Source organism: Kitasatospora sp. NPDC059803 (assembly GCF_042732255.1).
Classification (GTDB): Bacteria; Actinomycetota; Actinomycetes; order Streptomycetales; family Streptomycetaceae; genus Kitasatospora.
The window spans coordinates 1,505-12,094 of sequence record NZ_JBHWIJ010000058.1; the positions used below are offsets into that span (position 1 = coordinate 1,505).

Below are 10,590 nucleotides of genomic sequence, written 5' to 3' on the forward strand. Positions count from 1 at the left end.
CCCGCGGGTGGGCGGCGTGGTGTGGGGGGGCGTCGGTCGCGCGGTGGGCCCGGGGTGGGGCGGGGGGGGGGGGGGGGGGGGGGGGGCGGGGCTTTTCGTGCGGGGGCCCGGGAAATCAACGACGACCGCGCGGTCCTGCTGCTCTGGCGCGACTGACGCCCCCTCGCCCCGGCCGTCCGTCACCGGACGGACCGGCACATGCCGCAGGCACCTGCTGTCAAGCCGGGCAGCCGATCTTCGGCCAAATCGGCCGCCCCGTCGACTGACCGGACCTGCGGCTTCCGTTACCCGTCTCCGGCCGCCTTCCGGCCGCTCAGCGCCGCCCCGGCGACGATTCGTCAGAACGGCTCCGCTATCGTCCCGGTCGGCGGAAACTCGTCTCGCATCGCAGGATATCGGCGTTGGGCTGACTGTCAGACCTTTACGCAATCGGCACGGTCGACCACACTGAGTCCGGGCGGGACTGTTCAGGATTCGGGGGATGGGGGGCGTCACGTGCGGCACGGCAGACAACGTTCGACCGCGCCGGGCTCCCTCGCCGGTGGTGTGCCGGTCGATCCGCGATTCCGCCTCGGGACCGTCGGACAGGCCGGGGTCCGGCTTCGCAGGTGCCGCCGGGCGGCGGCACCACGCTATGAAACGAGGAAGTGAGTCCGGGTGGCACTCTCCGTCTCCGCGCTGGTCCTGTTCGCAATCCTGTGCATCATCTTCATCCGCAACAAGCAGTTGAAGATCGCGCACGGCATCATCGCCGCCCTGTTCGGCTTCATGCTGCACGAGACCACGGTCGCGGGCTCGATCAACTCCCTGCTGGCGAACCTCGCCCACAGCATCTCGGGCATCACCGGCGGCTGACCCGGCCGGGCCGTCCGCGACCCCCGCGAGGGGGTCACCGGCCGGCCCGTCTGGCCTCCCGCCAGCGAGCGAACAGTCCCCGGGGGCGGGCCGCCGCCGGGGCGGGGGCGCGCATCGGCGCGGGTGCCGCGGCACCCGCCGCCGCGGCCTGCCCCGGCGCCGCCCGCTCGGCCGTCAACAGCACGAACAGCCGCGCCCAGCACAGCCGTTCGCCCCGCGGCCAGTCCATCGCGCGCAGCGCCGCCGACGCGGCCTCCGACACCTCGCCGTCGACCCGGACCTCGGCGACGTCGTCGCCCGCCTTCCCGCCCAGGAAGAGCTTCACCCCGACCGGCCCCGGCCCGGCCAGCTGCGGCCGCAGCGCGGGCGCGAGCGCCGGCAGCACCCGGTGCTCGGCGAGCCAGCCCGCCAGGTGCTCGTTGCCGAAGCCGAACACCGCCGCCGGCCCCTGGACGGCGTGCCAGCCCGGGAGTTCGGGGTGGTCCGCGTGGTCGGCGTGCACGCCGCGCCCGTCCGTCAGCTCGACCAGCACCGAGGCGGTGGTGGTCGCCCACATCTTCACCGCGTTGGCGAGCTTCTCCTCCTCGGTCTTGCCGAGGCCGGCCGCGCAGTCCCACACCACCGGCGCGTCCGCCCGGCCCAGGTGCAGCACGTAGCCGAGGTCGACGTGGCCGGCGCCGTCGTTCCCGGGGTGCTCGCGCACCGCCACCGCCGTCGTCCCCGGGCCGCGCACCACCTCGCCGTCGGCGCTGAACTCCTGTCCGAGGCGTGCCATCTCCCGGACGACACAGCGCTGTATGACGGCCAGCCGCTCCTGGGGACGCACCGGGACTCCTCCACCTCGGAGCGCGGCGGGTGAGCTCCCGCTCGAACTGCGCTCGAACGCCGCCGAGGCTATCGGCCCGGCAGCCAGGCGGGAAACCGTCCGGCCTCCCCGGTTCTCCAGTCGCGGAAATGTCTGGAATGCACCACTTTGGGAAGCGGAACCGCCCCGTGGCCGCCGGCCGGGGCCCTACCGCCCGCCTGGAGAGCCCGCATGACCCGCGCCGCCCCGACACCCCCTCCGTCGCTCCTGACGGCCCCTCCGGCACCCCTTCCGCCCCTCCTGGCGGGCCCGGACGGCTCCGGCCTGGCCGCCGAGATCGAGGCCTACCTCGCCTCGCTGCCCGCCCCCGCGCGCCGCCCGGTGCCGTACGTCTGCCCCCACGGCACCGCCGTGCGGCCGTGGTGCGCCGGCCCCCCGGCGCCCCGGGCCACCCTGCGCGCCGGGGCGCTGCGCCCCCCGCCCCGCCCGGTGCCGGTCAGCGCCGCCGACCACCTGCGGCTCGCCTCCCGCTACATCGGCGCCCACGGCTGGCTGCAGGGCGCGATGTGGGACGCACGCGGCCGGGTCTGCCTGCTCGGCGCCCAGGCCGCCGTCCTCGCGCACGGCTACGGCACCCCGGCCACCGTGCGCACCGCCCGGGTCCAGCTGATGGAGGTGCTGCACGCGACCGGCCGCCCGGCGCACTCCCCGGACGAGTACAACGACCGCCCCGCCACCAGGGAGGCCGACGTCCACCGGCTGCTCGACCGGGCCGCCGCCCGGGCCGCCCGGCTCGGACTCTGAACCGGCCCGCCCCGCCCCCCCGGGCCGCGGGGGCCGCCCCGCACACCCAACCGCCCCCCGGCGGGGCGGCGCACCGGGGCCGGGCCGATGAGCGGGCGACGAGAATCGAACTCGCGTGACTAGTTTGGAAGACTAGGGCTCTACCATTGAGCTACGCCCGCGCGATCCCCCGGTCGTTGCCGGCCGGAAGTTCGGGGGACAGCGTACCTGGTCCGGTCGCTTCCGTGCACACCGGATTCTGCGCGCGCTCCCTCGGACCGCCCCCGAATATGTCGGCGAGCCGCCAGGGCCCGACGTGTACGCTTCCTCTCGGCACCACGGGGTGTGGCGCAGTTTGGTAGCGCGTCCGCTTTGGGAGCGGAAGGCCGTCGGTTCGAATCCGGTCACCCCGACAGTGCGGCAGGGTCTCGTCCACCGTGGCGGGGCCCTGTTCTGTTCGGGCCCGACGGTGGCGCCTGGCGTCCGCCTTTCGTGGTACCGGTAGGATGGGGCGCTGGCGGTAGTCCCTGCGGTGTCAACCCAGGTCAACCGCACGAGGGCGAGGAGTCACTCTCACCGTCCACCCCCCACGGGAGATGCAGCTCCAACCCTTCATCGCCCGTCTCGCCCGACCCATTCGTACGGCCTCGGCCGGCGGCCGGGAACGGCGGAGGCAACCTGACCGCAAGCCCATAGGAGACCTAACCGTGAAGAGCGCCGTCGAGACTCTGAACCCGACCCGGGTTCGACTCACCGTCGAGGTGCCCTTCGAGGAGCTCAAGCCCAGCCTCGACGCGGCGTACAAGAAGATCAACCAGCAGGTCTCGGTCCCGGGCTTCCGCAAGGGCAAGATCCCGAACCGGGTCATCGACCAGCGCTTCGGCCGTGGCGCCGTGCTGGAGGAGGCCGTCAACGACGCCCTCCCGCGCTTCTACACGCAGGCCGTCGACGAGGGCAAGATCGAGGTCCTCGGACAGCCCGACATCACCAACATCGAGGGTGTCGAGAAGCTCGCCGATGGCGGCGACCTGAAGTTCACCGCCGAGGTGGACATCCGTCCGGAGATCACCCTCCCGGACTTCGCCTCCATCGAGGTGACCGTCGACCCGATCGTCGTCTCCGACGAGGACATCGAGAAGTCCCTGGAGCAGCTGCGCGAGCGCTTCTCCTCGGTCAAGGACGTCGAGCGTGCCGCGGCCGCCGGCGACATCGTGGTCGTGGACCTGATCGCCAAGGTCGACGGCGAGGTGCCGGAGGACGGCACCGCCAACGGCGTCAGCTACGAGATCGGCTCGGGCCGCCTGATCGACGGCATCGACGACGCCGTGACCGGCCTGGAGGCCGGTGGCACCGCCACCTTCTCCACCGAGCTCAAGGGTGGCACCCAGGCGGGCCAGACCTCCGAGGTCACCGTCACCGTCACCGCCGTCCAGGAGAAGGAGCTGCCCGAGCTGGACGACGAGTTCGCCCAGCTGGCCAGCGAGTTCGACACCCTGGAGGCCCTGCGCGACGACTCCCGCAAGCGCCTGGAGCGCATGAAGGAGTACGACCAGGCGACCCAGGCCCAGGAGAAGGTGCTGGACGCCCTGCTCGGCCTGGTCGAGATCGAGTTCCCGGAGAAGCTCCTCAAGGACGAGGTCGAGACCCGCAAGCACAACCTGGAGCACCACCAGCTCCAGCCGATGGGCCTCGACATCGACAGCTACCTGGAGACCCAGGGCAAGTCCCGCGAGGAGTGGGACGCCGAGATCGAGGAGCAGGCGAAGAAGGGCATCAAGACCCAGTTCGTCCTGGACCAGATCGTCGCCGACGAAGAGCTGGGTGTTAACCAGGAGGAGCTGACCGAGCACCTCATCCGCCGCGCCGCCGGCTCGGGTCTCACCCCGGACCAGTTCGCGCAGCAGGTCGTCCAGGGTGGCCAGGTGCCGCTGCTGGTCGGCGAGGTCGCCCGCGGCAAGGCGCTGGCCACCGTGGTCGAGGCCGCCAAGGTCGTCGACACCGAGGGCAACGAGGTCAACTTCGACGACGAGGACGAGACGGCCGAGACCGTCGAGGCCCCCGCCGCCGAGGAGACCGCCGCCGAGGAGAAGACCGAGGCCTGAGTGCCCCGGTAACCCCTGAGGTCTGCGACGGGCCCGGACGCCGTACGGTGTCCGGGCCCGTCGTCGTCCCCCGGGGCGGGCCCGACCCTGCGCTCACAGCGAACAGTTCTGCGTGAGGGATTCTGCGGCCCGGCCTGCGCGTTAGGGTCCTTGGACAGCACCAATCACACCGTGATACCCGGAAGCTGTGCGACATCGTGACGGCCGTGGAGCGACCGTCCAAATCGACTGAGCAGGTGGCTAAGTGACGTTCCCGCAGATGCAGATGCCTGGCCCGATGGCGCCGCACGCCGCCTCTGGTGACGTGCTCGGCGGCCTGGGCGACCAGGTGTACAACCGGCTGCTCAACGAGCGGATCATCTTCCTCGGCCAGCAGGTCGACGACGACATCGCCAACAAGATCACCGCCCAGCTGCTGCTGCTGGCCGCGGACCCGGAAAAGGACATCTTCCTTTACATCAACTCCCCGGGCGGTTCGATCTCGGCGGGCATGGCGATCTACGACACCATGCAGTACATCAAGAACGACGTCGTCACCATCGCGATGGGCATGGCGGCCTCGATGGGCCAGTTCCTGCTGACCGCCGGTGCCAAGGGCAAGCGCTTCTCGCTGCCGAACGCCAACATCCTCATGCACCAGCCGTCCGCCGGCCTCGGCGGCTCCGCCACCGACATCCGCATCCAGGCCGAGCAGCTGCTGCGCACCAAGAAGCGGATGTCCGAGCTGATCGCCTTCCACAGCGGCCAGTCCTTCGAGCAGATCACCAGGGACTCCGACCGCGACCGCTGGTTCGCGCCGGAGGAGGCCCTGGAGTACGGCCTGATCGACGCGATCATGCACAGCGCCGCGGACGTTCCCGGCGGCGGCGGCACGGGCGCCTGAGCCTCGGCCCGGCCCACGAGACCACAGCCACAACGCCCCGGAGGACAAGAACCCCCATGATCATCCCCAGCCTGTCGGCCGCCCAGGCCCGCGTCGAGGACATGCGCGCCGAGGGTCGCTACATCGTCCCGCGCTTCGTCGAGCGCACCACGCAGGGCATCCGCGAGTACGACCCGTACGCCAAGCTGTTCGAGGAGCGCATCATCTTCCTCGGCTCGCAGGTCGACGACGTCTCGGCGAACGACATCATGGCGCAGCTGCTGTGCCTGGAGTCGATGGACCCGGACCGCGAGATCCAGATGTACATCAACTCGCCCGGCGGCTCGTTCACGGCCCTGACGGCCATCTACGACACCATGCAGTACGTGAAGCCGGACATCACCACGGTCTGCATGGGCCAGGCGGCCTCCGCCGCGGCCGTGCTGCTCGCCGCCGGCACCCCCGGCAAGCGGATGGCGCTGCCGAACGCCCGCATCCTGATCCACCAGCCGTACACCGAGACCGGCCGCGGCCAGGTGTCCGACCTGGAGATCCAGGCCAAGGAGATCTTCCGGATGCGCGAGCAGCTGGAGCAGATGCTCTCCAAGCACTCCAACAAGCCGGTGGAGCAGGTGCGCGAGGACATCGAGCGCGACAAGATCCTCACCGCCGAGGAGGCCCTGGAGTACGGCCTCGTCGACCAGATCATCTCCACCCGCAAGACCTCGCTGACCTCCTGAGGCCGGCACCCTCCGAGGCGGGGCGCGCATCCTGCGTGCGCGCTCCGCTCCGGGTCGTCGGCGGCCTCCGCAACGGCATCTGTTCGGTATCAATTCGCCCAGGGCGTAGGGCAGACCCGGCGAAGAGGACGGAATCAGGGGCCCGGCAGAGTACCGTCGGATAGCGAGACCGATCGCCGTCGGCGTTGACGGTCCACAGCACCAGGCCCCGGAACTTCTGCGGGGCCCCTGGCGAAGGGGAAGCACCTCGTGGCACGCATCGGAGACGGTGGCGACCTGCTCAAGTGCTCGTTCTGCGGCAAGTCGCAGAAGCAGGTGAAGAAGCTGATCGCCGGCCCAGGCGTGTACATCTGCGACGAGTGCATCGACCTGTGCAACGAGATCATCGAGGAGGAACTCGCCGAGACCTCCGAGGTGCGCTTCGAGGAGCTGCCGAAGCCGCGGGAGATCTACGAGTTCCTGGACCAGTACGTGGTCGGCCAGGACCTCGCCAAGAAGGCGCTGTCGGTGGCGGTCTACAACCACTACAAGCGCGTCCAGGCCGGCGAGGCGGGCCGCAGCGGCGGCAACGGCCGCGAGGACGCCATCGAGCTGGCCAAGTCCAACATCCTGCTGCTGGGCCCCACCGGCTCCGGCAAGACGCTGCTGGCGCAGACCCTGGCCCGGATGCTCAACGTGCCGTTCGCGATCGCGGACGCCACCGCGCTGACCGAGGCCGGGTACGTCGGCGAGGACGTCGAGAACATCCTGCTCAAGCTGATCCAGGCGGCCGACTACGACGTCAAGAAGGCCGAGACCGGGATCATCTACATCGACGAGATCGACAAGGTCGCGCGCAAGAGCGAGAACCCGTCGATCACCCGGGACGTCTCCGGCGAGGGCGTGCAGCAGGCGCTGCTGAAGATCCTGGAGGGCACCACCGCCTCGGTGCCGCCGCAGGGCGGGCGCAAGCACCCGCACCAGGAGTTCATCCAGATCGACACCACCAACGTGCTGTTCATCGTCGGCGGCGCGTTCGCCGGCCTGGAGCGGATCATCGAGGGCCGGGCCGGCGCCAAGGGCATCGGCTTCGGCGCCAACATCCGCTCCAAGCGGGAGTCGGACGCCAGCGACCACTTCCGCCAGGTGATGCCCGAGGACCTGGTGAAGTTCGGCATGATCCCCGAGTTCATCGGCCGGCTGCCGGTGATCACCAGCGTCCACAACCTGGACCGCGAGGCGCTCCTGCAGATCCTCACCGAGCCGAAGAACGCGCTGGTCAAGCAGTACCGCAAGCTCTTCGAACTGGACGGCGTGGAGCTGGAGTTCTCCCGGGACGCGCTGGAGGCGATCGCCGACCAGGCGATCCTGCGCGGCACCGGCGCGCGCGGTCTGCGGGCCATCATGGAGGAGGTGCTGATGTCCGTGATGTACGAGGTGCCCTCGCGTCAGGACGTCGCCCGCGTGGTGGTCACCGGGGACGTGGTCTCCAAGCACGCCATCCCCACCCTCGTCCCGCGCGACATGATCAAGCGCGAGCGACGCGAGAAGAGCGCCTGACCCGCGCCCGCCGCATCCGCAAGGGCCCCGCACCGACCGGTGCGGGGCCCTTCGGCGTCTCCCGGTGCCCGGAGGGTCACCGGCGGTTCCCGGTGGACTACTTGGGGACCTCGGCGACCGCGCGCAGGTCGCGGGTGTCGGCGGCGAGCTTGTCCAGGTCCGGCTGGGCGCTCGGGTCGGCCACCGTCATGACCATCACCAGGCCGCTGCTGTCGGCCCAGGCGCAGATGCCCATCGTGGTCCCGGCCTCGCCCTCGCCGCCGACGACGGTGGCGCACTCCATCGCGCCGCCCTTGGGGCCGGCGTCCACCACGTGCCGGTTGTCGAGCTTGCGACCGGTGGACGCCATGCCCTGGAACGCCTGGTTCAGTTCCTGCTTCGGCGCCAGGACCTTGCCGTAGCCCCCGAACACGACCAGCTGAGGGTCCGACTGCGCGTTCTGGTAGAGGGCGCCCACCCCGGTGGGGCTCCAGTTGCCGTCGCCCTTGCCGAAGCTGGAGGTGAGCCCCTTCTCCAGGGTGTCGGCGACCTGGGGGTCGTCGCTCTGGCGCAGGTCCTTGAACGTGGCCGGCAGGACGATCTTCTGGGTGCCCGCGCTGCTGGCGACGTCGTAGACGAAGTAGGCGAGCGCGCCGCCGCCCAGCAGCACGAAGGCGCCGACGACGCCGAGCACGGTCCAGAGCGTCTTGCGGGACTTGCGCGGCGGCGGCACCGGCGGGTACGCGCCGTACCCGGGGTAAGCGCCCGGCTCGCCGACCGGCGGGTAGCCGGGCGGGGGGCTCTGCGGCGGGATGCCGCCGTAGCCCGGCGGGGCCGGCGGGGGCGGCGGTGCGTCGTGTCCCGGCTGCGGCGGGGGGCCGTAGGGGTTCTGCTCGGTCACGCGAGGCCTCTCTGATGGCGATGCCCGGGTGCCGCCCGGCGCGGCCGGCGGCGGCGGGGACGTGGTGGTGACGTGGCGGGGCGGTGCCCCGGTTACTTGGCGACGACCATGGCGTCGCGGATCGCCCGGGTCCTGTCCGCGGCCTGGGCCGGGGTGAGGCCCTGGCCGCCGCCGGTCAGGCTGATCTTGCTGAAGGTGATCCGGCCGGTGGTGGACTTGTCCGCCCACACGCAGACCGTGGGCCCGGCCTTGCCCGCGATGACGCTGGCCACGCCGCAGGCGAGCTTCGCCGAGGAGCTGTGGCCGTCCTGCGCCGGGAAGTCCGTCAGCGGCGTGGACCAGGTCAGCCCGCCGCTGTCCTTCTTCGAGTCGTCGATGATCTGGCCGGGGTCGTTGAGCTCCCCGTAGACGCCGACCACGGAGAGCGTGTCGAGCGCGTCGGAGCCCTTGCTGTAGCTGGCCACCAGCACGTTGAGGTTCTTGCCGAACTTCGCCGCCTCGGGCTTGGCCGGGTCGACGGCCTCCTCCTTGGCCGACTTCTGGGTGTAGCCGTCCGGCAGCGACTGCGGCGCGGAGATCTTGTACTGGCCGCCCTGGTCGTCGCCGAGGAACTTCCACGCGGCGAAACCGCCGCCGCCCAGCACCAGTGTGCCCACGACCAGGCCGACCACCAGGCCGGTCCGGCCCTTCTTCGGCGGCGGCGGGTAGCCCGGCTGGCCCGGCTGGCCGTACGGGGCCTGCGGCGGGTAGCCGTACGGGGGCTGCGGGGCGCCGTACGGCTGCTGCGGGGCGCCGTAGGGCGGCTGGGGAGCGCCGTAGGGCTGGCCGTCCTGCGGCGGGTAGCCGTACTGGGGCGGCTGCTGCGGGGCGCCGTAGGGCGGCGGCGGTTGCGGCGGGCCGTACGGGGGCTGACCCCCGTACGGCTGAGGCTGTCCCTGCGGTTGTCCCTGCGGATACTGCTGGCCCTGGCCGTACATCTGCGTCCGTGCTCCCCCGCCGCACCCGCGGCCTGTCGTCGTGTCGTCCCGGGGTCCGTGCGGACACCGGACGAGTGCCCGGGAACGGTACCGTACGGTGTCCTCCGCCGAGCCGTTCGGGCGGGTCGCGTCCGCGCGGAGAAAGCGGTTCGTAACACGGGCCTGCGGTTACGTAAACTGTGCGTCGTGACCGACACGACGAACCAGCACCCCGTGAGCACCTTTGCCGGGGACGAAGCAGCCACTCTCCCGACGACCTACACCCCCGCGGACGTAGAGGGCGAGCTGTACGAGCGCTGGGTAGAGCGTGGCTACTTCACCGCGGACGCCAAGAGCGACAAGCCCCCGTTCACCATCGTCATCCCCCCGCCGAACGTGACCGGCAGCCTGCACCTGGGCCACGCCTTCGAGCACACGCTGATCGACGCGCTGGTCCGCCGCAAGCGGATGCAGGGCTACGAGGCGCTGTGGCAGCCCGGAATGGACCACGCCGGCATCGCCACCCAGAACGTGGTCGAGCGCGAGCTCGCCAAGGAGGGCAAGTCCCGCCACGACCTGGGCCGGGAGGCCTTCGTCGAGCGCGTCTGGAAGTGGAAGGCGGAGTCCGGCGGCCAGATCTCCGGCCAGATGCGTCGCCTGGGCGACGGCGTGGACTGGTCCCGCGAGCGGTTCACCATGGACGAGGGCCTGTCCCAGGCCGTCCAGACCATCTTCAAGAAGCTCTTCGACGACGAGCTGATCTACCGGGCCGAGCGCATCATCAACTGGTGCCCGCGTTGCCTGACCGCCATCTCGGACATCGAGGTGGAGTACCAGGACGACGACGGCGAGCTGGTCTCGATCCGCTACGGCGAGGGTGACGCCTCGATCGTCGTCGCCACCACCCGCGCCGAGACGATGCTGGGCGACACCGCGGTCGCCGTCCACCCGGACGACGAGCGCTACCGCCACCTGGTCGGCACCGAGATCGAGCTGCCGTTGACCGGCCGTCGGGTCCCGGTGGTGGCCCTCGCCCCCGTCGACCCGGAGTTGGGGCCCGGGGCCGGC

General features: G+C 71.3%; 9 protein-coding genes, 2 tRNA genes and 1 pseudogene. 8 read left to right on the forward strand and 4 right to left on the reverse strand.

The genetic code is table 11. The features are described 5' to 3' along the window. Window positions 1-657 precede the first annotated feature (657 nt). Window positions 658-855, forward strand: a complete 198-nt coding sequence (locus ACFV6I_RS12710; protein WP_063347574.1) for a hypothetical protein — start codon at window positions 658-660, stop codon at window positions 853-855. A 34-nt stretch (window positions 856-889) separates the two neighbouring features. Here ACFV6I_RS12710 and ACFV6I_RS12715 read toward each other — a convergent pair whose 3' ends face one another. Next, complete coding sequence (locus tag ACFV6I_RS12715) at window positions 890-1,681, reverse strand: DUF6348 family protein (protein WP_380371235.1); 792 nt, start codon at window positions 1,679-1,681, stop codon at window positions 890-892. Between the two features lie 210 nt (window positions 1,682-1,891). On the opposite strand from ACFV6I_RS12715, the gene ACFV6I_RS12720 reads away from it, so the two are divergent. After that, the gene (locus tag ACFV6I_RS12720) at window positions 1,892-2,464 is read left to right on the forward strand and encodes a hypothetical protein (protein WP_380424986.1); all 573 of its coding nucleotides are present in this window, start codon (window positions 1,892-1,894) and stop codon (window positions 2,462-2,464) included. Between the two features lie 90 nt (window positions 2,465-2,554). Here the strand turns inward: ACFV6I_RS12720 and ACFV6I_RS12725 are convergent. After that, window positions 2,555-2,625, reverse strand: a tRNA-Gly gene (locus tag ACFV6I_RS12725). 157 nt (window positions 2,626-2,782) lie between these two features. Between ACFV6I_RS12725 and ACFV6I_RS12730 the strand changes: the two genes are divergently transcribed. The 5 genes from ACFV6I_RS12730 to clpX all read left to right on the forward strand — a co-directional run bounded on the left by ACFV6I_RS12730 (window position 2,783) and on the right by clpX (window position 7,686). Then, window positions 2,783-2,856, forward strand: a tRNA-Pro gene (locus ACFV6I_RS12730). Between the two features lie 294 nt (window positions 2,857-3,150). Beyond that, window positions 3,151-4,545 carry a trigger factor gene (gene tig, locus ACFV6I_RS12735; RefSeq protein WP_063347571.1) on the forward strand — a complete coding sequence of 465 codons (1,395 nt, stop codon included), beginning with the start codon at window positions 3,151-3,153 and terminating at the stop codon, window positions 4,543-4,545. A gap of 265 nt (window positions 4,546-4,810) precedes the next feature. After that, window positions 4,811-5,428 (forward strand): ATP-dependent Clp protease proteolytic subunit, encoded by a 618-nt coding sequence (locus ACFV6I_RS12740; protein WP_063351100.1) that lies wholly within the window; start codon window positions 4,811-4,813, stop codon window positions 5,426-5,428. Window positions 5,429-5,484: 56 nt separating this feature from the next. Further along, window positions 5,485-6,147 (forward strand): ATP-dependent Clp protease proteolytic subunit, encoded by a 663-nt coding sequence (locus tag ACFV6I_RS12745; RefSeq protein ID WP_063347570.1) that lies wholly within the window; start codon window positions 5,485-5,487, stop codon window positions 6,145-6,147. A gap of 249 nt (window positions 6,148-6,396) precedes the next feature. Next, a complete protein-coding gene (gene clpX / locus ACFV6I_RS12750) occupies window positions 6,397-7,686 on the forward strand; it encodes an ATP-dependent Clp protease ATP-binding subunit ClpX (RefSeq protein WP_063347569.1) in 1,290 nt (429 codons plus the stop codon). 97 nt (window positions 7,687-7,783) lie between these two features. On the opposite strand, the gene ACFV6I_RS12755 is transcribed toward clpX, so the two are convergent. After that, a complete protein-coding gene (locus tag ACFV6I_RS12755) occupies window positions 7,784-8,566 on the reverse strand; it encodes a hypothetical protein (RefSeq protein WP_380336924.1) in 783 nt (260 codons plus the stop codon). A gap of 92 nt (window positions 8,567-8,658) precedes the next feature. Then, complete coding sequence (locus ACFV6I_RS12760; RefSeq protein ID WP_380424988.1) at window positions 8,659-9,543, reverse strand: hypothetical protein; 885 nt, start codon at window positions 9,541-9,543, stop codon at window positions 8,659-8,661. A 213-nt stretch (window positions 9,544-9,756) separates the two neighbouring features. Between ACFV6I_RS12760 and ACFV6I_RS12765 the strand changes: the two are divergent. Then, window positions 9,757-10,590, forward strand: a pseudogene (locus ACFV6I_RS12765) (class I tRNA ligase family protein); the annotation flags it as partial.

Coding starts and splice junctions, on each gene's coding strand:
- ACFV6I_RS12720 (WP_380424986.1), top strand. CDS start 1,892: ATGACCCGCGCCGCCCCGACACCCCCTCCGTCGCTCCTGACGGCCCCT.
- ACFV6I_RS12740 (WP_063351100.1), top strand. CDS start 4,811: ATGCCTGGCCCGATGGCGCCGCACGCCGCCTCTGGTGACGTGCTCGGC.
- ACFV6I_RS12745 (WP_063347570.1), top strand. CDS start 5,485: ATGATCATCCCCAGCCTGTCGGCCGCCCAGGCCCGCGTCGAGGACATG.
- ACFV6I_RS12760 (WP_380424988.1), bottom strand. CDS start 9,543: ATGTACGGCCAGGGCCAGCAGTATCCGCAGGGACAACCGCAGGGACAG.